The following is a 23,830-nucleotide window of genomic DNA, read 5'->3' on the forward strand; positions in this document are numbered from 1 at the left end:
ATGGCGGACGAAGAGAAGCTCCTCGAACACCTGAAGTGGGTGACCACCGAGCTCCGGCAGGCGCACCGGCGCCTGCGCGAGCTGGAGGAGCCGGAACCGATCGCCGTGGTCGCCATGGCCTGCCGGTTCCCCGGCGGCGTGGCCTCCCCGGAGCAGCTGTGGGACCTGGTCGCCGCCGGCACCGACGCGACCGGACCGTTCCCCACCGACCGCGGCTGGGACCTGGCGGACCTGTACGACCCGGACCCGGACCACCAGGGCACCTCGTACAGCGACCGGGGCGGCTTCCTCACCGACGCCGGGCACTTCGACCCCACCCCGTTCGGCATCAGCCCGCGCGAGGCGCTCGCCATGGACCCGCAGCAGCGGCTGCTGCTGGAGACCACCTGGGAGGTGTTCGAGCGGGCCGGCGTCGACGCCGGCACGCTGCGCGGCAGCCGCACCGGGGTGTTCGTGGGCACTGCCGGGCAGGACTACGCGTCCGTGCTGCGCCGGCTGCCCTCCGGTGCCGAGGGGTACCTGCTGACCGGCACCGCCGCCAGCGTCATCTCCGGCCGCCTCGCCTACACGTTCGGCCTGGAAGGGCCCGCCGTCACCGTCGACACCGCCTGCTCGTCGTCGCTGGTCGCGCTGCACCTGGCCGTGCAGGCGCTGCGCAAGGGCGAGTGCACGCTCGCGGTGGCCGGCGGCGCCAGCGTGATGGCCACCCCGGGCGGCTTCGTGGAGTTCTCCCGCCAGCGCGGCCTGGCCGCCGACGGCCGGTGCAAGGCGTTCTCCGCCGCCGCCGACGGCACGGGCTGGGCCGAGGGCGCCGGCCTGGTGCTGGTGGAGCGGCTCAGCGACGCGCGGCGGCTCGGCCATCCGGTGCTGGCCGTGATCCGCGGCAGCGCGGTCAACTCCGACGGGGCCAGCAGCGGTCTCACCGCCCCCAACGGGCCCGCCCAGCAACGCGTGATCCGGCAGGCCCTGGAGAACGCCGGCCTCACCCCGGCCGACATCGACGCGATCGAGGCGCACGGCACCGGCACCACGCTCGGCGACCCGATCGAGGCGCAGGCGCTGTTGGCCACGTACGGCCGGGACCGGCCCGCCGACCGGCCGCTGCGGCTCGGCTCGCTCAAGTCGAACCTCGGCCACACCCAGGCCGCCGCCGGCGTCGCCGGTGTGATCAAGATGGTGCTGGCGCTGCGCCACGGCCTGCTCCCCGCCACGCTGCACGCCGACGAGCCCACCCCGCACGTCGACTGGTCGGCCGGCGCCGTCGCGCTGCTCACCGAACCCCGACCCTGGCCGGCCGACCCGGAGCGGGTCCGTCGGGCCGCCGTCTCCTCGTTCGGCATGAGCGGCACCAACGCCCACCTGGTGATCGAAGAGGCCCCGCCGGCCGAGCCGGCGCCCGAGCCGACGGCCACCGTGCACCGGCCGGTCGTGCCGGTGCTGCTCTCCGCCGCCGATCCGGCCGCGCTCGCCGCGCAGGCCGGCCGCTGGGCGTCCCGGCTGGACGCCGACCCCGCGCCCCGCCCGCTCGACGTGGCGTACGCGTCGGTCACCACCCGGGCCACGCTGGACCGGCGGGCCGTGCTCGCCGCCGCCGACCCGGACGGCCTGCGGGCCGCGCTGCGGGCGCTGGCCGCCGGTGAACCGGCTGGCGCGCTGGTCACCGGCGAGGCGACCGACCGTGGCCCCACCGCCATGCTCTTCTCCGGGCAGGGCGCGCAGAGCGTCGGCATGGGCCGCGAGCTGTACGCGCAGTTCCCGGTGTTCGCCGCCGCACTGGACGAGGTGTGCGCGCACCTGGACCGGGCGTTGCCCCGGCCACTGACCGAGGTGCTGTTCGCGGCCGAGGGCACGCCCGAGGCGGCGCTGCTGGACCAGACCGCGTTCACCCAGGCCGGCCTGTTCGCGGTCGAGGTGGCGCTGTTCCGACTGGTCGAGTCGTTCGGCGTCACCCCGGACCTGCTGGCCGGCCACTCCATCGGCGAGGTGACCGCCGCGTACCTGGCCGGGGTGCTGTCGCTGAAGGACGCCTGCCTGCTGGTGGCCGCCCGGGGCGCGTTGATGCAGGCGCTGCCCGCCGGCGGCGGCATGCTCGCCGTCGCCGCCACCGAGGAGCGGGTCCGCGCCGACGTGGCCGGGTACGCCGACCGGGTCGACATCGCCGCCGTCAACGGCCCGGCGTCGGTCGTCGTCTCCGGCGCCGTCGACGCGCTGGACGAGCTGGCCGCCCGGTGGACCGGCGACGACCTGCGGGTACGGCGGCTCGCCGTGTCGCACGCGTTCCACAGCCCGCTGATGGCACCGATGCTGGACCGCTTCCGCGCGGTGCTGGCGAAGCTGACCTTCTCCGCCCCCACGCTGCCGGTGGTGTCCAACCTGACCGGCGCGCTCGCCGAGGGCGACGACCTGTGCACCCCCGACTACTGGGTGCGGCATGTGCGGGAGGCGGTCCGCTACGCCGACGGCGTGGCCGCGCTGCGCGCCGCCGGCGCGGACACCTTCCTGGAGATCGGCCCGCGCAGCGTGCTCACCGCGCTGACCGCCGAGGCGCTGCCCGACGCCGACGGCGTACTCACCGTCGCCGCCCAGCGACGCGACCGGCCGGAGACCGAGGCGCTGCTCGCGGCGCTGGCCGAGCTGCACGTGCACGGCGTGCCGGTGGACTGGACACCCTGGTTCGCCGACACCGGCGCCGGCCCGGTCGACCTGCCCACGTACGCGTTCCAGCGGGAGCGGTTCTGGCCGGACGCACCGGCCTGGCAGGCCGGGGACGTGTCCGGGGCCGGGCTCGGCGTGGCCGGGCACCCGCTGCTCGGCGCCGCCGTCCGGCTCGCCGGCGACGACGAGGTGCTGCTCACCGGGCGGCTGTCGGTGTCCACGCACCCCTGGCTGGCCGACCACGTGGTCGCCGGTGCGGTGGTGGTGCCCGGCACCGCGCTGCTGGAACTGGTGGTGCGCGCCGGCGACGAGGTCGACGCCGGACGGATCCGCGACCTGACCGTCGCCACCCCGCTCACCCTGCCGGTCGCCGGCGCGGTGCGGGTGCAGGTGCGGGTCGGCGCCGCCGACGACACCGGCGCCCGCCCGGTGACCGTGCACGCCCAGCCCGACGACGACCCGGACGCCGACTGGGTCCGGCACGCCGAGGGCGTGCTGGAGCCGTCCGCCGCCGACGAGCCCACCGTCGGGGACTGGCCGCCCGCCGGGGCGTCCGAGGTGGACGTCGACGGCTGGTACGACGCGTTCGCCGCGCACGGCCTGGCGTACGGGCCGGTGTTCCGGGGCGTCCGTCGGGTCTTCTCCGGCCCGGACGAGGCGTACGCCGAGGTGACGCTCCCCGACGGGGCCGACCCGACCGGCTTCGGCGTGCACCCGGCGCTGCTCGACGCGGCGCTGCACCCGATCGGCCTGCTCGACGCCGGCTCCGGCGACGGTCCCCGGGTCCCGTTCGCGTTCGAGGGCGTGCAGGTGCATGCCGCCGGCGCCCGGGTGCTGCGGGTGCGGCTGACCCGCGCCGGCTCGTCGGTGCGGCTGGTCGCGGTGGACGCCATCGGCGCGCCGGTGGTCTCGGTGGACGCGCTCGCCCTGCGGGAGCTGGGTGGGTCCGCGCCGGCGACCGCCGCCGACCGCTCGCTGTACGCGCTGACCTGGCCGGTCGAGCCGGTCACCGCGCCGGCCACCGAGCCGACGTGGGCGGTGCTGCGGCAGCAGTGGGCCGGGTCCGGCACGGTGGGCGCGGGCTCCGGCACGGCCACGGCCGGCACCGGGCCCGGCACGGACGCGGCTGTCCCGGATGCGGGCACGACCACGTCCGGCACCGGTGGCGCGGCGGAGTATCCGGACGTGGCGGCGCTCGTCGCCGCCGTGGCAGCCGGCGCGCCGGCCGCGCAGGCGGTGCTGCTGCGGCTGCCCGCCGGGCCGGCCACCGACGAGGCGCGGGACCGGACCGGTGCCGGCGCGGACGGGGCCGGTGCCGGCGCGGACGGGACCGGTGCCGGCCTGCCGGACCGGGTCCGGTCCGTGACCACCGCCGTGCTGGCGACGCTCCAGGAGTGGCTGGCCGCCGACGCGCTCGCCGACTCGCGCCTGGTGGTGCTCACCCGGGGCGCGGTCGCGGCCACCGACGACGACCGGATCACCGACCTGGCCGGCGCGGCGGTGTGGGGGCTGCTGCGCTCGGCGCAGTCGGAGCACCCGGGCCGCATCGTGCTGGTCGACCTGGACCGGGAGCCGGACGCCGAGACGCTGTCGACGCTGGCCGGAGTGGTCGCCGACCCGACGGCGACCGGCGGTCAGGTGGCGCTGCGCGGTGACGCGGTGCGCGTACCCCGGTTGGCGCGCCCGGCCGACGACGAGCTGAACCCGCCGGATGGCCGGTGGCATCTCGCGGCGGTCGCGCCCGGCACGCTGGACGGCGTCGTGCCGGTGCCGGCGCCGGTCGCCGAGGCGGGACCCGGCCAGGTCCGCATCGCGGTGCGGGCCACCGGCGTGAACTTCCGCGACGTGCTCATCGCGCTCGGCATGTACCCGGATCCGGCCGCCCGGATGGGCAGCGAGGGCGCCGGCGTGGTCCTGGCCGTCGGCCCGGACGTCACCGACCTGGCCCCCGGCGACCGGGTGCTGGGCATGTTCGAGCCCGGCTTCGGGCCGGAGGTCCTCGCCGCCCGCGAGCGGGTGGCCCGGATGCCGGCCGGCTGGACGTTCACCGAGGCGGCGTCCGTGCCGCTGGTGTTCCTCACCGCCTGGTACGCGTTGCGGGACCTGGCCGACCTGCGGGCCGGCGAGTCGGTGCTGATCCACTCCGGTGCCGGCGGCGTGGGCATGGCGGCGATCCAGATCGCCCACCACCTCGGCGCGACGGTGTACGCGACGGCCAGCCCGGCCAAGTGGGACACGGTGCGGGGTCTGGGGGTGGCGGACGAGCGGATCGCGTCGTCGCGGACCACCGACTTCGAGGCCGTGTTCGCCGCCGCGAGTGACGGCGCCGGTGTCGACGTGGTGCTGGACGCGCTGGCGGGGGAGTTCGTGGACGCGTCGTTGCGGTTGCTGCCGCGCGGCGGCCGGTTCGTGGAGATGGGCAAGACGGACCTGCGGGATCCGGCGGTGGTGGCGCGGGAACATCCGGGCGTCGGCTACCGGTCGTTCGACCTGAACGACGCGGGCGGGGCGCGGATCGGGGAGATGCTGGCCGAGCTGCTGGCGCTGTTCGAGCGCGGCGTGCTGTCGCCGCTGCCGGTGCGGGCCTGGGACGTGCGGCAGGCACGGACCGCGTTGCGGCACCTGAGTCAGGCCCGGCACGTCGGCAAGGTGGTGCTCACCGTGCCGGTTCCGGTCGACCCGGACCGGGTCACGCTGGTCACCGGCGCGTCCGGTGCCCTCGCGGGGATCGTCGCCCGGCACCTCGTCGCTTCCGGCCAGTCGCGCAATCTGCTGCTGGCCGCCCGCCGTGCCCCGGCCGACGACCCGGCGTACGCGGCGCTCGTCGACGAGCTGACCGACGCCGGGGCCACGGTTCGGGCCGTCGCGGTGGACCTCGGCGACCCGGCGCAGGTGACCGCGCTGGTGGCCGGTGTGGACCTGACCGCCGTCCACCACTGCGCCGGCGTCGTCGCCGACGCGACGATCGCGTCGCTGGACGCCGACGCCGTCGACCGGGTGCTGCGGCCCAAGGTGGACGCCGCCTGGGCGCTGCACCGGGCCACCGCCGGTCACGACCTGTCGGAGTTCGTGCTGTTCTCCTCGTTCGCGGCGACGCTCGGCTCGCCCGGGCAGGGCAACTACGCCGCCGCGAACGCGTTCCTCGACGCGCTCGCCACCCACCGCCACGCGACCGGACTGCCCGCCACCAGCATCGGCTGGGGCATGTGGGCCACCTGCAGCGCGATGACCGCCCACCTCGACCGGGATGACGCGCGTCGGCTGCGCCGCCTCGGCATGACCCCGCTCACCGCCACCGAGGGCGCCGCTCTGCTCGACGCCGCCACCCGCCGCGCCCGGCCCGCCGTCGCGGCGGCCCGGCTGCGGCTCACCGGCGACGCCGACCGCTACCCGGCGATCCTGCGCGGGCTGGCCCGCACCGGCGCCCGCCGCGCCGCCGCGCAGGCCACCGGCGGCGGCCAGAGCGGCTGGGTCGAGCGGCTCGCCGGCCTGGCCCCGGACGAGGCGACCGCGTTGCTCGTCGAGCTGGTCCGGGCGCAGGCCGCGGCGGTGCTGGGGCACCCGTCGGCACAGGCGGTGCCGGGCGGGCGGGCGTTCAAGGAACTCGGCTTCGACTCGCTGACCTCGGTCGAGCTGCGCAACCGGCTCGCCTCGGCCACCGGGCTGCGGCTGCCCGCCACGCTGGTCTTCGACCACCCGACCCCGGAACGCGTCGCCGGCCTGCTGCACGGGCAGCTCGCCGCCGCCGCGCCCGCCGCGCCGGCCACCCGTGCCGCCGGGCCCGCCCGCGCCGACGAACCGCTCGCCATCATCGGCATGGCCTGCCGCTACCCGGGCGGCATCGCCACCCCCGAGCAGCTCTGGGACCTGGTCGCCGCCGGCGGGGACGCGATCGGCGGGTTCCCCGCCGACCGGGGCTGGGACCTCGACGCGCTCTACGATCCGGACGCCGAACGGGCCGGCACGTCCACCACCCGCCACGGCGGATTCCTCGCCGACGCCGGCGACTTCGACCCGGCGTTCTTCGGCATCAGCCCGCGCGAGGCGCTGGGCATGGACCCGCAGCAGCGGCTGCTGCTGGAAACCTCGTGGGAGGCGTTCGAGTCCGCCGGCCTCGACCCCGCCACCCGCGCCGGCACCGCCACCGGCGTCTTCGTCGGCGCCGCCTCCTCCGGCTACGCCGCCGACGGCGCCGACGGGCTCGAAGGGCATCTGCTCACCGGCACCGCCGGCAGCGTCGCCTCTGGCCGCCTCGCCTACACGTTCGGCCTGGAGGGCCCGGCCGTCACCGTGGACACCGCCTGCTCGTCGTCGCTGGTCGCGCTGCACCTCGCCGCGCAGGCGCTGCGGTCCGGCGAGTGCGACATGGCGCTCGCCGGCGGCGTGGCGCTGATGGCCACGCCGGGGATGTTCTCCGAGTTCTCCCGGCAGGGCGGCCTCGCCCCGGACGGCCGGTGCAAGGCGTTCGCCGACGACGCCGACGGCACCGGCTGGGGCGAGGGGGTCGGCGTGCTGCTGGTGCAGCGTCTCTCCGACGCGCGCCGCGACGGCCGGCGGATCCTCGCCGTGGTACGCGGCACGGCGGTCAACTCCGACGGCGCCTCCAACGGCCTGACCGCCCCGAACGGGCCGTCCCAGCAGCGGGTCATCCGGGCCGCCCTGGCCAACGCGCGGCTGTCCACGTCGGACGTGGACGTGGTCGAGGCGCACGGCACCGGCACCACCCTCGGCGACCCGATCGAGGCGCAGGCGCTGCTGGCCACGTACGGGCAGGACCGGTCCACGCCGCTGCTGCTCGGCTCGGTCAAGTCCAACATCGGGCACACCCAGGCGGCGGCGGGTGTCGCCGGGATCATCAAGATGGTGCTCGCCATGCGGCACGGCGTGGTGCCGCCGACGCTGCACGTGGACGCGCCCTCGTCGCACGTCGACTGGACCGCCGGCGCGGTCACCCTGGTGACGGACGCCGCGCCCTGGCCGATGGTCGACCGGCCCCGCCGCGCCGCCGTCTCCTCGTTCGGCATCTCCGGCACCAACGCGCATGCCGTCATCGAGGCGGCCCCCGTCGCGCCGCCGGCCGGCCCCGCGCCCGCCGCCGGCCCCGGCCTGGTCGCCGCCGACGCCGTGCCGCTGCTGCTGTCCGCGCGCAGCGCCCGCGCGCTGCCCGCCCAGGCCGCCCGGCTGCGCGACCACCTCGACGCCCACCCCGACCTGGACCTCGCCGACGTCGGCTGGTCGCTGGCCGCCGGCCGCGCCCACCACCCGTACCGGCAGGTCACCGTCGCCGCCGGCCGGGACGACGCGCTCGCCGCGCTCACCACCGCCGCGCCGCCGACCGCCCCCGCCGACGGTACGCCGAAGGTCGTCTTCGTCTTCCCCGGCCAGGGCTCCCAGTGGCCCGGCATGGCGCTCGACCTGCTCGACAGCTCCCCGGCCTTCTCCGACCGGATGCGCGAGTGCGCCGCCGAGCTGGCCGGGCTCGTCGACTGGACGCCCGAGGACGTGCTGCGCGGCGCACCCGACGCCCCGCCGCTGGACCGGGTCGACGTGGTCCAGCCGCTGCTGTTCGCCGTGATGGTGTCGCTGGCCGAGGTGTGGCGCTCCTGCGGCGTACGCCCCGACGCGGTGATCGGCCACTCCCAGGGCGAGATCGCCGCCGCCTGCGTGGCCGGCGCGCTCACCCTGCCCGACGCGATGCGGCTCGTGGTGGCCCGCAGCCGGGCGCTGCTCGCCCTCTCCGGCCGCGGCGGCATGGTCTCCGTGCCGCTGTCCGCCGCCGACGCCGCCGACCTCGTCGCGCCCTGGGGCGACCGGCTCGGCGTCGCCGCGCTCAACGGCGCCACGGTCACCGTGGTCTCCGGCGACGCCGACGCCGTCGACGAGCTGCTCGCCACCGCCGCCGACCGTGACCTGCGGGCCCGGCGGATCGCGGTCGACTACGCCTCGCACTGCGCGCACGTCGACGCGGTCCGCGACGACCTGGCCGCCGCGCTGGGCACCCTCACGCCGCAGCCGAGCCGGGTCGCGTTCCACTCCACCGTCACCGGCGAGCCGATCGACACCACCGAACTGGACGCCGACTACTGGTTCCGCAACCTGCGCGAGCCGGTCCGCCTCGCGCCGGTGGTGGACGCGCTGATCGAAACCGGTCACCGGGCGTTCGTCGAGATCAGCCCGCACCCGGTGCTCAAGGTCGTGGTGCAGGACGCGCTCGACCGGGCACCCGCCGGGACGCCCGGCGTCGTGGTCGGCTCGCTGCGCCGCGACGAGCACGGCCCCCGCCAGCTGCTCACCGCGCTCGGCGGGCTGCACACCGCCGGCGTACCGGTGGATTGGGCGGCCGTGTTCGCCGGCTCCGGGGCCGCCCGGGTCGACCTGCCCCGGTACGCCTTCCAGCGGGAGCGGTTCTGGCCCGAACCGGGCGCGGCGCGGGGCGGCGACGTCACCGGCGCGGGCCTGGGCGCCGCCGGGCACCCGCTGCTCGGCGCCGCGGTCCGGCTGGCCGACGCCGACGAGGTGGTGCTGACCGGCCGGCTCTCGCTCGCCGCGCAGCCGTGGCTGGCCGACCACGCGGTCGCCGGCACCGTGCTGCTGCCGGGCACCGCGCTGGTCGAGCTGGCGGTCCGGGCCGGCGACGAGGTCGGCGCCGCCCGGGTACGCGAGCTGACGCTGCTGACCCCGCTGGCCCTGCCGGACACCGGTGGGCTCCGGGTGCAGGTGCGGGTCGGCGCGCCCGACGAGGTCGGTAGCCGCCCGGTGACCGTGCACGCCCAGTCCGACGGCGTCGCCGACGACGGGTGGACCCGACACGCCGAGGGCGTGCTGGAGCCGGCGACCGCCGAGGAGCCGACGCTCGACGCGTGGCCGCCCGCCGGGGCGACCGAGGTGGACCTCACCGACTGGTACGACACGCTGGCCGGGCACGGCCTGGCGTACGGGCCGGCGTTCCGGGGCCTGCGCCGGGCGTGGACCGTCGACGGCACGGTCTGCGCCGAGGTCGCGCTGCCGGACGGGCCGGCCGGCCGTGCCGGCCGGTTCGAGGTGCACCCGGCGCTGCTCGACGCCGCGCTGCATGCGATCGGCCTGCTGCCCGGCGGGGATGCGACGCCCGGCCCCCGGGTGCCGTTCACGTTCGGTGGCGTGCAGGTGCACGCGGCCGGCGCGGCGGTGCTGCGGGTGTGGCTGTCCCGCGCCGGTGACGCGGTGCGGCTGGTCGCCGCCGACCCCAGCGGCGTGCCGGTGGTGTCGGTGGACGAGCTGGTGCTCATGGAACTGGGCGCGTCCGTCGTACCGGCCGCCGCCGACCGGTCCCTCCTCGAGGTGGCCTGGTCGGTCCGGGGTGCCACGCCCGCGCCCGAGCCGGTGGCCTGGGCGACGCTGGCCGGCGTCCGGCCGACCGGAGCGGACCCGTGGCGGCCCGCCGACGGCGACGGTGCCGGCGCGACCTACCCCGACGTGGCCGCGCTGGTGGCCGCCGTGGCGGCCGGCGCACCGGCCCCGGCGGCGGTGCTGCTGCCGGTCCTGTCCGGGCCGGCCACCGACGGACCGGCCGGCGCGGCCGAGGCCGCCGGAGCGACCCGCTCGACCGACGGCGACAAGCCGGCCGGCGCCGGCGAAGATCTGCCGGAACGGGTGCGGTCGGCGACGGCGGCGGTGCTGGCGGCCGTGCAGACCTGGCTGGCCGCCGACGTGTTCGCCGACTCGCGGCTGGTGGTGACCACCCGGGGCGCGCTGGCGGCCCGCGACGGCGATCGGATCAGCGACCTGGCCGGCGCGGCGGTGTGGGGGCTGCTGCGGTCGGCGCAGTCCGAGCATCCGGGCCGGATCGTGCTGGCCGACCTCGACCGGGCACCCGACGCGGACACGCTGGCGCTGCTCGCCGCCGCGCCGCCCGGCGGCCAGGTCGCGTTGCGCGACGGGGACGTGCTCGTCCCGCGCGTGGTGCGCCCGGCCGGCGACCGGCTGGTCCCGTCGACCGACCGGTGGCACGTGGCGGCCGTCGAGCCGGGCACCATCGACGGCGTCGCCCTGCGGCCGACCGACACCGTGCCGCTCGGCGCCGGTGAGGTGCGGGTGGCGGTGCGGGCGGCGGGGGTGAACTTCCGGGACGTGTTGATCGCGTTGGGCATGTATCCGGATGCGTCGGCGGTGCTGGGTAGTGAGGGCGCCGGGGTGGTGCTGGAGGTGGGTCCGGGGGTGTCCGGGCTGGCCGTGGGTGACCGGGTGTTCGGGTTGTTCGAGCCCGGGTTCGGGCCGGAGGTGGTGGCGCGTCAGGATCGGATCGCGCGGGTGCCGGCCGGTTGGTCGTTCGTGGCGGCGGCGTCGACGCCGGTGGTGTTCCTGACCGCCTGGTACGCGCTGCGGGACCTGGCCGATCTGCGCTCCGGTGAGTCGGTGTTGATCCACTCGGGGACCGGTGGGGTGGGGATGGCGGCGATCCAGATCGCGCGTCATCTCGGCGCGACGGTCTACGCCACGGCCAGCCCGGCGAAGTGGGACACGTTGCGGAGCCTGGGGGTGGCGGACGAGCGGATCGCGTCGTCGCGGACCACCGACTTCGAGGCCGCGTTCACCGCCGCCAGTGACGGTGCCGGTGTGGACGTGGTGCTGGACGCCCTGGCCGGGGAGTTCGTGGACGCGTCGTTGCGGTTGCTGCCGCGCGGCGGCCGCTTCGTCGAGATGGGCAAGACCGACGTCCGGGACCCGGACCAGGTCGCCGCCCAGCACCCCGGCGTCACCTACCGGGCGTTCGAACTCAACGCGGCCGGCGGCGAACGCCTCGGCCAGATGCTCACCGAACTGCTCGACCTGTTCGAGCGCGGCGCGCTGCACCCGCTGCCCACCCGGACCTGGGACGTGCGGCAGGCCCGGACCGCGCTGCGGCACCTCAGCCAGGCCCGGCACGTCGGCAAGGTCGTGCTCACCGTGCCGGCGCCCGCCGACCCGGACCGCGTCACGCTGATTACCGGCGCCAGCGGCACTCTCGCCGGCCTGGTCGCCCGCCACCTCGTCGCCACCGGCCGGACCCGCAACCTGCTCCTGGCGGCCCGTCGGTCGCCGGCCGACGACCCGGCCTACTCCGCCCTGGTGGACGAGCTGGCGGCGGCCGGCGCGAGCGTCCGGGCCGCCGCGGTGGACCTCGGCGACCCCGCGCGGGTCGCCGAGCTGGTGGCCGGCGTCGACCTGACCGCCGTTTACCACTGCGCCGGCGCCATCGCGGACGCCACGATCGCGTCGCTGGACGCCGACGCGCTGCAGCGGGTGCTGCGGCCCAAGGTGGACGCCGCCTGGGCGCTGCACCGGGCCACCGCCGGCCACGACCTGTCGGAGTTCGTGCTGTTCTCCTCGATCGCGGCCACGCTCGGGTCGCCCGGGCAGGGCAACTACGCCGCCGCGAACGCGTTCCTCGACGCGCTCGCCGCCCACCGCCGGGCGAACGGCCTGCCGGCGGCCAGCCTCGCCTGGGGACTCTGGGCCACCACCAGCACCATGACCGCCCACCTCGACGACGGCGAGCACCGGCGCGCCATCCGCGCCGGCAGCGCGCCGCTCACCGACGCCGAGGGGCTCGCGCTGCTCGACGCGGCCCAGCGGCACGGCGGCGCGCACACCGTGCTCATGAACGTGCCGACCAGCCCCGACCCGGCCCGCGTGCCGGAGCTGCTGCGCGACCTGATCCGGCCGGCGCGGCGGCGGGCCGCCGCGCGTACCGGAGGAGAGCTGTCGCTGGCCGACCGGCTCGCGGCGCTCAGCCCCGCCGCCCGGCACAACCAGCTCCTCGACCTGGTCGCCGGCAGCGTCGCCGCGGTGCTCGGCCACCGGTCCGCCGACGGCGTCGACCCGCAGCGCCCGTTCAAGGAACTCGGCTTCGACTCGCTGACCTCGGTGGAGCTGCGCAACCGGCTCGCCGCCGCCACCGGGCTGCGACTGCCCGCCACCGTGGCGTTCGACCACCCCACCCCGGTCGTGCTCGCCGAGCACCTCGACCGGGAGATCGGCGGCAGGGCCGCACCGGCCGCCACGCCGGCCGGCACCGCGACCACCGCCGTCGACGAGCCGATCGCCGTCGTCGGCATGGCCTGCCGTTTCCCCGGCGACGTCCGCAGCCCCGAGGACCTGTGGAACGTGGTCACCGCCGGCGCGGACGTGATCGCGCCGTTCCCCACCGACCGGGGCTGGGACCTGGCCGGCCTGCTGAACGACGGCGACGACCGGCCCGCGCCCCGGCACGGCGGGTTCCTCTACGACGCCGCCGACTTCGACGCCGCCTTCTTCGGCATCAACCCGCGCGAGGCCCTCGCCATGGACCCGCAGCAGCGGCTGCTGCTGGAGACGTCGTGGGAGGCGCTGGAACGCGCCGGCGTCGACCCGTCCACCGTGCGCGGCAGCAGCACCGGCGTCTACGTCGGCCTGATCTACCACGACTACGCCGGCACCGCCGTCGGCGCCGACGGCGAACTCGACGGGTACGTGGGCAACGGCAGCGCCGGCAGCGTCGCCTCCGGCCGCATCTCCTACCTGCTCGGCCTGGAAGGCCCGGCGGTCACCGTCGACACCGCCTGCTCGTCGTCGCTGGTCGCGTTGCACCTGGCCGCCCAGGCGCTGCGCCAGCAGGAGTGCGGCCTGGCCCTGGCCGGCGGTGTCACGGTCATGTCCAGCCCCGGCATGCTCGCCGAGTTCTCCCGCCAGCGCGGCCTGTCCCCGGACGGGCGGTGCAAGGCGTTCGGCGCCGACGCCGACGGCACCGGCTTCGCCGAGGGCGTCGGCATGCTGCTGCTGGAACGCCTCTCCGACGCCCGCCGCAACAATCGCCGGATCCTGGCCGTGCTGCGCGGCAGCGCGGTCAACCAGGACGGCGCCAGCAGCGGACTCACCGCCCCCAACGGGCCGTCCCAGCAGCGGGTCATCCGGGCCGCGCTGGCCAACGCGCGGCTGTCCCCGGCCGACGTGGACGTGGTCGAGGCGCACGGCACCGGCACCACCCTCGGCGACCCGATCGAGGCGCAGGCGCTGCTCGCCACGTACGGGCAGGACCGGTCCACGCCGCTGCTGCTCGGCTCCGTCAAGTCGAACATCGGGCACACCCAGGCCGCCGCCGGCGTCGCCGGCATCATCAAGATGGTCCTGGCCATGCGGCACGGCGTGGTGCCGCCGACGCTGCACGCCGACGAGCCGTCCCCGCACGTCGACTGGACCGCCGGCGCGGTCACGCTGGCCACGACGGCGGCGCCCTGGCCGACCGTCGACCGGCCCCGCCGCGCCGCCGTCTCCTCGTTCGGCATCTCCGGCACCAACGTGCACGCCATCCTGGAGCAGGCCCCCGAGCCGGTCCCCGCGCCCACCACTCCGCACCCCGTCACCGGCGACCTCGGCACCCCGTGCGTGCTCTCCGCCCGCACCCCGGACGCGCTGCGCGCCCAGGCCGGCCGGTTGGCCGCCTGGATCGGGGCGAACCCTTCGGTGCCGCTGGCCGACCTGGGGCACGCGCTCGCCACCGGACGGTCCGCGTTCGAACACCGGGCCGTGCTGCTGCCCCGCGACCGGGCCGGCCTGCTCTCCGGCCTGGCCGCCATCGCCACGGACCAGCCGTTCTCCACAGTGGTCCGGGGCACCGCCGGCACCGGCCGGCTCGCCGTGCTCTTCTCCGGTCAGGGCGCGCAGCGCGTCGGCATGGGCCGCGAGGCGTACCGGGCGTTCCCGGTCTTCGCCGCCGCGCTGGACGAGGTCTGCCGGCACCTCGACCCGCTGCTGCCCCGACCGCTGCGGCCGGTGCTCTTCGCGCCCGAGGGCGCGCCGGAGGCGGCGCTGCTGGACCGCACCGAATTCACCCAGCCGGCGCTGTTCGCCGTCGAGGTGGCGCTGTTCCGCCTGATCGAGTCGTTCGGGATCACCCCCGACGTGGTCGGCGGGCACTCCGTCGGCGAGATCACCGCCGGGTACGTGGCCGGGGTGCTCTCCCTGCCCGACGCCGCCGCGCTGGTCGCCGCGCGCGGCCGGCTCATGCAGGCGCTGCCCGACGGCGGCGGCATGCTCGCGGTCGCCGCGCCCGAGGACGAGGTGACCGCCGCGCTCGCCGGGTACGCCGACCGGGTCGGCGTCGCCGCCGTCAACGGCCCGTCGGCCGTGGTCGTCTCCGGTGCCCTCGACGCCCTCGACGAACTGGAACGCGCCTGGCGGGAGCGCGGCCTGCGGACCCGCCGGCTGCGCGTCAGCCACGCGTTCCACAGCCCGCTGATGGCGCCGATGCTGGACGAGTTCCGGGCCGTCGTCGACGGGCTCACCCTCGACCCGCCGCGCCTGCCGGTGCTGTCGAACCTGACCGGCCGGTTCGCCGAGCCGGACGAGCTGTGCGACCCCGACTACTGGGTGCGGCACGTCCGGGAGGCGGTGCGCTTCGCCGACGGCGTCGCCGACCTGCGGCGGCGCCACGTCGGCACGTACCTGGAGGTCGGGCCGGACGGGGTGCTCGCCGGCATGATCCGCGACTGCCTCGGCGACGACACCGGCCCGGTGGTCGTGCCGACGCTGCGCGCCGGGCGGCCCGAGGGGGCCGCGCTGCTCACCGCGCTGGCCGAGGCGTACGCCGGTGGCGTGCCGGTGGACTGGACGCCGCTGACCGGCGGGGGCGCGCCGCTGGACCTGCCCACGTACCCGTTCCAGCGGCGGCGCTTCTGGCCCGACGCCACCGGCTGGCGGGCCGGTGACCTGACTGGCGCCGGACTGGCCGCGTCCGGCCACCCGCTGCTCGGCGCCGCGGTGCGGCTGGCCGGCGCGGACGAGACGGTGCTGACCGGCCGGCTCGCGGTGTCCGCGCAGCCCTGGCTGGCCGAGCACGTCGTGGCCGGGTCCGTGCTGCTGCCCGGCACCGCGCTGGTGGAGCTGGTGGTGCGCGCCGGCGACGAGGTCGGCACCCCCCGGGTACGCGACCTCACCGTCACCGCGCCGCTGGTGCTGCCCGCCACCGGTGGCGTCCGGGTGCAGGTGCGGGTCGGCGCCGCCGACGACACCGGCGGCCGGGACGCCGCCGTGTACGCCCAGCCGGACGACGACCCGGACGCGGAGTGGACCCGGCACGCCGAGGCGGTGCTGGAGCTGGCCGCCGCCGACGAGCCCGGCCTCGCCGCCTGGCCGCCGCCGGGCGTCACCGAGACGGACCTGACCGGCTGGTACGAGACGCTGGTCGGCCACGGCCTGACCTACGGGCCGACGTTCCAGGGCCTGCGCCGGGCCTGGGCCGGCCGCGACGAGGTGTACGCCGAGGTGGCGCTCCCGGACACCACGGTGGCCGGGTTCGCGGTGCACCCGGCGCTGCTGGACGCCGCGCTGCACCCGATCGGCCTGCTGCCGGGCGGGACCGGGACGACCGGGCCGCGCGTGCCGTTCGCGTTCGAGGGCGTCCAGGTGCACGCCGCCGGCGCCCGGCTGCTGCGGGTCCGGCTGAGCCGCGCCGGTGCCGGGGTGCGCCTGGTGGCGGTCGACGAGACCGGCGCGCCGGTGGTGACGGTCGACACGCTGGTGCTGCGCGAACTGGCCGGCACCCCGGCCCCCGGAGCGGGTTCCCGCTCGCTGTACGCGGTGACCTGGCCGGTCGAGGAGATCCCGCCGGCCGAGGCGGATCTGACCTGGGCCGCGCTCGCCCCGACCCGGCCGGACGACGCCGACGCGGACCGCCCGGCCCGGGGCCGGAAGGCGGCCGGACGCGACGCGGCCCGGTCGAACACCGGATCCCCGAACGCCGGCTGGATCGACCCGAGCGGGGCGGTGCCGGCGTTCCCGGACGTGGCGGCGCTGGTGGCAGCCGTCGAGGCCGGCACGCCCACCCCCGACGCGATCCTGCTGCCGACCGGTCTCCCGGCGCGCACCGCCGACGCCCTGACCGGCACGGCGGGCAGCGGCGTGGTCGATGCGACGGCCGAGGAGGTGGGCGTCCACGGGGAGGTGCCGGCCCGGGTGCGGTCGCTGACGGCGGCGGTGCTGGCGGCCGTGCAGGCGTGGCTGGCCGCGGAAGCGCTCGCGGACTCCCGGCTGGTGGTGGTGACCCGGAACGCGGTGACCACCGGCGACGACCGGGCCGTCGACCCGGCCGCCGCGGCGGTGTGGGGACTGCTGCGCTCGGCGCAGTCCGAACACCCGGACCGGATCGTGCTCGTGGACGCCGACGCCGCCCTCGACCGCCACGCGCTCGGCGTGCTGGCCGCCGTGGTGGCCGACCCCGCCACCGTGGGCGGTCAGCTCGCGCTGCGCGGCGACCGGGTGTGCGTACCCCGGTTGACGCGACCGGCGGGTGCGGAGTTGGTGCCGCCGGCGGCGGGTGGCTGGCACGTCGCCGCCGCCCGGCCCGGCACGCTCGACGGCGTCGAGATCGTCCCGGCCACGCCGGCCCCGCTCGCGGCCGGTGAGGTGCGGGTGGCGGTGCGGGCGGCCGGGGTGAACTTCCGGGACGTGTTGATCGCGCTCGGGATGTATCCGGACGCGTCGGCGGTCATGGGTAGCGAGGGCGCTGGAGTGGTGGTGGAGGTCGGTCCGGGGGTGTCCGGGTTGGCCGTGGGTGACCGGGTGTTCGGGTTGTTCGAGCCCGGCTTCGGGCCGGAGGTGGTGGCGCGGCGGGATCGGATCGCCAGGGTGCCGGCGGGGTGGTCGTTCGTCGAGGCGGCGTCGGTGCCGGTGGTGTTCCTGACCGCCTGGTACGCGTTGCGGGATCTGGCGGGGCTGCGTTCCGGTGAGTCGGTGTTGGTCCACTCCGGTGCCGGTGGGGTGGGGATGGCGGCGATCCAGATCGCGCACCACCTCGGTGCGACGGTGTACGCGACGGCGAGCCCCGGTAAGTGGGGGATCTTGCGTGGGCTGGGTGTCGCGGACGAGCGGATCGCGTCGTCGCGGACCACCGAGTTCGAGCAGGCGTTCGCGGCGGCGTCCGGTGGCGCCGGGGTGGACGTGGTGTTGGACGCGTTGGCCGGTGAGTTCGTGGACGCGTCGTTGCGGTTGCTGCCGCGCGGCGGCCGGTTCGTGGAGATGGGCAAGACGGACCTGCGGGATCCGGCGGTGGTGGCGCGGGAGCATCCGGGCGTCGCGTACCGGTCGTTCGACCTGAACGAGGCCGGCGGCGAGCGCATCGGCCAGATGCTGGGCGAACTGCTCGCGCTGTTCACCAGCGGCGCGTTGCGGCCCCTGCCGGTCCGGACCTGGGACGTGCGGCAGGCGCGGACCGCGTTGCGGCACCTGAGCCAGGCCCGGCACGTCGGCAAGGTCGTGCTCACCGTGCCGGCGTCGGTCGATCCGGACCGGGTCACGCTGGTCACCGGCGCGTCCGGCGCCCTCGCGGGCATTGTCGCCCGGCACCTCGTCGCCACCGGCCGGTCCCGGAACCTGCTCCTCGCGGCCCGCCGCGCGCCGGCCGACGACCCGACCTACGCGGCCCTTGTCGACGAGCTGGAGACGGCCGGCGCGACCGTCCGGGTCGCCACCGTCGACGTGGCGGACGAGACCCAGGTCGCCGCGCTGGTGGCCGGTGTGGACCTGACCGCCGTCCACCACTGCGCCGGTGTCATCGCCGACGCCACGGTCGCGTCGCTGGACGCCGACGCCGTCGACCGGGTGCTGCGGCCCAAGGTGGACGCCGCCTGGGCGCTGCACCGGGCCACCGCCGGCCACGACCTGGCGGAGTTCGTGCTGTTCTCGTCCATCGCGGCGACGCTCGGCTCACCGGGGCAGGGCAACTACGCCGCCGCGAACGCGTTCCTCGACGCGCTCGCCACCCACCGCCACGCGACCGGACTGCCGGCGACCAGCATTGGCTGGGGGGCGTGGGCCACCGGCGGCATGGCCGGGCGGCTCGATGCCGGCGACCGGCAGCGACTCGGCCGGATCGGCATGACCGGGCTCAGCGCCGCCGAGGGGGCGACGCTGCTCGCTGCCGCCGCCGCGCAACCGCTGCCCGCCGTGGTCGCCGCCCGGCTGCGCATCACCGGCGACCGGACGCAGCTCCCGCCGCTGCTGCGGCTGCTGGCCCCCACCGGCGTACGCCGGCAGGCCCGCACCGCGGACACGAACACCGCCGGCTGGGCCGAGCGGCTCGCCGGGCTGGCCCCGGACGAGGCGACCGCGTTGCTCGTCGAGCTGGTCCGGGCGCAGGCCGCGGCGGTGCTCGGGCACGCGTCGGCGCAGGCGGTGCCCGGCGCGCGGGCGTTCAAGGACCTCGGGTTCGACTCATTGACCTCGGTGGAGTTGCGCAACCGGCTCGCGTCGGCCACCGGGCTGCGGCTGCCCGCCACGCTGGTCTTCGACCACCCCACCCCGGAACGCCTCGCCGAGCACCTGCTGGAGCGCCTCGGCCACCAGCCGGCCCCCGTCGCCACCGCCACCCGCGCCACCGCCGCCGCCGACGACGACCCGATCGCCATCATCGGCATGGCCTGCCGGCTCCCCGGGGGCGTCACCAGCCCGGCACAGCTGTGGGACCTGGTGTCCACCGGCGGCGACGGGATCGCCGAGTTCCCCGCCGACCGGGGCTGGGACCTCGACGCGCTCTACGACCCGGACGCCGACCGCGCCGGCACGTCCAGCACCCGGCACGGCGGCTTCCTGCCCGGCGCCGCCGACTTCGACCCGGCGTTCTTCGGCATCAGCCCGCGCGAGGCGCTCGCCATGGACCCGCAGCAGCGGCTGCTGCTGGAGACCTCGTGGGAGGCGTTCGAGTCCGCCGGCCTCGACCCGCACGACCGCACCACGACCACCGGTGTCTTCGCCGGCCTGATCCACCACGACTACGCCGGCCGGCTCGACGCCGCTGAGGAACTGGAGGGCTACCTGGTCAACGGCACCGCCGGCAGCGTCGCCTCCGGCCGCGTCGCGTACGTCTTCGGCCTGGAAGGCCCCGCCGTCACCGTGGACACCGCCTGCTCGTCGTCGCTGGTCGCCCTGCACCTGGCCGGGCAGGCGCTGCGGGCGGGGGAGTGCGACCTGGCACTGGCCGGTGGCGTCACCGTGATGGCCACGCCCAGCGCGTTCGTCGGCTTCTCCCGCCAGCGCGGTCTCGCCCCGGACGGGCGGTGCAAGTCGTTCGCCGCCGGCGCGGACGGCACCAGCTGGGGCGAGGGCGTCGGCATGCTGCTCGTCGAGCGGCTCAGCGACGCCCGCCGCCGCGGCCACCGGGTCCTCGCCGTGGTGCGGGGTACGGCGGTGAACCAGGATGGCGCGTCGAACGGGTTGACGGCGCCGAACGGTCCGTCGCAGCAGCGGGTGATCCGGCAGGCGCTGGCGAACGCGCGGTTGACCACCGCCGACGTGGACGCGGTGGAGGCGCACGGCACCGGCACCACGTTGGGTGATCCGATCGAGGCGCAGGCGTTGCTGGCCACGTACGGGCAGGATCGTGAGCAGCCGTTGCTGCTGGGGTCGGTCAAGTCGAACATCGGGCACACGCAGGCCGCCGCGGGTGTCGCGGGGATCATCAAGATGGTCCTGGCCATGCGGCACGGCATCGTCCCGCCGACGTTGCACGTGGACGAGCCGTCGCCGCACATCGACTGGAGTGCCGGTGCGGTCAGCCTGGTGACCGAGGCGACGCCGTGGCCGGTGGTGGATCGGCCGCGTCGGGCGGCGGTGTCGTCGTTCGGCATCTCCGGCACCAACGCCCACGTCATCCTGGAGCAGCCGGTCGTCGGCGTGGTGGCGTCGCCGGTGATCGCGGGCGGCCTGAAGCCGGCCGGGAGCGGCGACGTCCACGGCGAGGCGTCCCCGGACCGGGTTGCTTCCCGGCCGGTGCCGGTGCTGCTGTCCGCCCGTACCGACGCCGCGCTCGCCGCGCAGGCCGGTCGGTGGGCGGCCTGGCTGGCCGGTGACGAGACGCTCCGCCCGGCCGACGTCGGCTGGTCCGCGATGACCACCCGACCGGCGCTGGAGCAGCGGGCCGTGCTGGCCGCCGCCGACCGGGACGACCTGCTCGCCGCGCTGCGCGCGCTGGCCGGCGGCACGTCCTCCGGCGCGGTGACCACCGGCGCGACCGCCGCCCACGGCCCGCTCGCGGTGCTGTTCTCCGGGCAGGGTGCGCAGCGTGCCGGCATGGGCCGGGAGTTGTACGACGTGTTCCCGGTGTTCGCCGCCGCGTTGGACGAGGTGTGCGCGCAGGTGGATCCGCTGTTGCCGCAGCCGCTGAAGGCGGTGCTGTTCGGCGACGGTGACCTGATCGACCGGACGGAGTTCACGCAGGCGGGTCTGTTCGCGGTCGAGGTGGCGTTGTTCCGTCTGGTGGAGTCGTTCGGTGTGGTGCCGGACTTCGTGGGTGGGCACTCGATCGGTGAGGTCACCGCCGCGTACGTGGCCGGGGTGCTGTCTTTGGCGGACGCGTGTGCGCTGGTGGCGGCGCGGGGCCGGCTCATGCAGGCGCTGCCCGCCGGGGGTGGGATGCTGGCGGTCGCCGCCGCCGAAGCGGACGTGGCCGCGTCGATCGTCGGGCACCCCGGCCTGGGCGTCGCCGCGGTCAACGGCCCGGAGTCGACCGTGGTGTCCGGTCCGCTCGACGCGCTGGCCGGGGTCGAGCGCGCCTGGCGGGACCGGGGTGCCCGGACCCGCCGGTTGACGGTGTCGCACGCGTTCCACAGCCCGCTGATGGAACCGATGCTGACCGACTTCCGGGCCGTGCTCGACGGGTTGAGCTTCTCCGCGCCGCTGCTGCCGGTGGTGTCCAATCTGACCGGCGCCCTCGCCGACGGCGACGACCTGCGCACCCCGGACTACTGGGTGCGGCATGTGCGGGAGGCGGTCCGCTTCGCCGACGGGATCACGACCCTGCGGGCCGCCGGCGTCGACACGTTCCTGGAGATCGGCCCGCAGAGCGTGCTCACCGCGCTGGTCCACGACACCGCCGGTGACGCGCTGGCCGTCGCGGTGCAGCGCCGCGACCGCGACGAGACCGCCGCGCTGCTGGCCGGGCTGGCCGACCTGCACGTGCACGGCATCCGGGTGGACTGGGCGCCCTGGTTCGCCGGCACCGACGCCGGCCGGGTCGACCTGCCCACCTACGCGTTCCAGCACGAGCGGTTCTGGCCCGACACGCCCACCCGGACGGACGCCTCCGACGCGGAGTTCTGGGCCGCCGTGGAGAGCGGCGACCTCACCGCGCTCGCCGGTCACTTCGCCGACGACGCCCTCGACACGCTCGCCCCGGCGCTGCCCGCGCTCACCACGTGGCGGCGGGCCCGCACCCGGCGTACCCCGGCCGACCGGTGGGCGTACCAGGTCACCTGGAAGCGGCTCGACCGCGACGAACGGCCCGCCACCGGCGGCGCCTGGCTGGTCGTCGCCCCGGCCGGCGAACCCGCCACCGCCGACGTCGCCGCCGCGCTGGCCGGCGCGGACCTGCGCCCGGTCACCGTCGACCCGGCCACCGCCACCCGCGCCGACCTCGCCGCCGCGCTCGGCAAGGCGCTCGCGGACGGGCCGGTCGACGGCGTGGTCTCGCTGCTCGGCCTGCACGACGCGCCGCACCCGGACCACCCGGCGCTGCCCGCCGGCACCGCCGCCACGCTGCTGCTGATCCAGGCGCTGCACGACACCGGCGACACCCCGCCGCTGTGGTGCCTCACCCGGGGTGCGGTGACCACCGGCGACGACGACCCGGTGCACGGCGCCGACCAGGGCGGCCTGTGGGGCCTGGCCCGGGTCGCCGGGCTGGAACTGCCCCGGCCGCGCGTCAACCTGCTCGACCTGCCCGACGACGGCACCGACCCCGCCCGCCTCGCCGCCGCGCTCACCGCCGACGGCGACGAGGACCAGCTCGCGCTGCGCTCCACCGGCCTGTACGCGCGCCGGCTCGTCCGGGCCGCCCCGGCCGCCCCGGACGCGGCCGACCGGTGGCAGCCCTCCGGCACGGTGCTGGTCACCGGCGGCACCGGCGCGCTCGGCGCCCACGTCGCCCGCTGGGCGGCCGGCAACGGCGCCGCGCACCTGGTGCTCACCAGCCGCCGCGGCGATGCCGCCCCCGGCGCGGTGCAGCTGCGCGACGAGCTGACCGCGCTCGGCGTACGGGTCACGCTGGCCGCCTGCGACGTGGCCGACCGGGACGCGGTCGCCGCGCTGCTCGCCCGCCTCGACGAGGATGCCGCGCCGCTGACCGCCGTCGTGCACGCCGCCGGACTCAACGACGTGGCGCCGCTGCTCGACACCGACCTGGACCGGCTGGCCGGGGTGCTGACCGGCAAGACCGCCGGCGCCGTGCACCTCGACGAGCTGCTCGGCGACCGGCCGCTCGACGCGTTCGTGCTGTTCGCCTCCATCGCCGGGGTGTGGGGCAGCGGCGGGCAGGCCGGCTACGCCGCCGGCAACGCCCACCTCGACGCGCTGGCCGCACGGCGGCACGCCCGCGGTCTCGCCGCCACCTCGGTGGCCTGGGGCCCCTGGGCCGACGGCGGCATGGCGACCGACGACGCGCAGCGGGAACTGGCCCGGCGCGGCCTGCGGGCGATGGCCCCCGCCGAGGCGGTGCACGCCATGCGCGTCGCGGTCGGGCGCGGCGACGCCGGCCTCACCGTGGCCGACGTCGACTGGGCGACGTTCGCCCCCGCGTACGCCGCCACCCGCCCCCGCCCGTTCCTGGCCGACCTGCCCGAGGCGCGGCAGGCCGTCCGCACCGCCGCGCAGGTGCCCGCCGACGGCGGCGCCGCCCTGCGGGACCAGCTGCGCGAGCTGACCGGCGAGGAGCAGGACCGCAAGCTCGTCGAGCTGGTCCGCACCGAGGCGGCGGCCGTGCTCGGCCACGGCGGTCCGGAGCGGGTCAAGCCCCGACGCGCGTTCAAGGACCTCGGCTTCGACTCGCTGACCGCCGTCGAGCTGCGCAACCGGCTCAACCGGGCCACCGGCCTGTCGCTGCCCACCACGCTGGTCTTCGACCACCCAGACCCGGCCGCGCTCGCCGACCTGCTGCGCGCCACGCTGCTGCCCGACGCGGCGGCGCACCCGGCGGCCGACCCGACCGAGACCGCGATCCGCCAGACCCTGGCCACCGTTCCGCTGGCCCGCATCCGCGAGGCCGGACTGCTCGACCTGCTGCTCGGCCTCGCCGACACCGACCACCCCGCGCCCGAGCCGGACGGCGCGGAGATCGACCTCGACGACCTCGACACCGACACCCTGATCCGGCTGGCCCTCGACGGCTCCGAGTCCTGACGCCCCACGTACG

General features: G+C 77.2%; 1 protein-coding gene. It reads left to right on the forward strand.

Translation table 11 applies throughout. The features are described 5' to 3' along the window. Positions 1–23,817, forward strand: coding sequence for a type I polyketide synthase (locus ACFY3U_RS21300; protein WP_387204283.1), 23,817 nt, complete (start codon positions 1–3; stop codon positions 23,815–23,817). Positions 23,818–23,830: the final 13 nt, after the last annotated feature.

Origin of the sequence: Micromonospora sp. NPDC000089, assembly GCF_042899365.1 — a bacterium.
Classification (GTDB): Bacteria; Actinomycetota; Actinomycetes; order Mycobacteriales; family Micromonosporaceae; genus Micromonospora.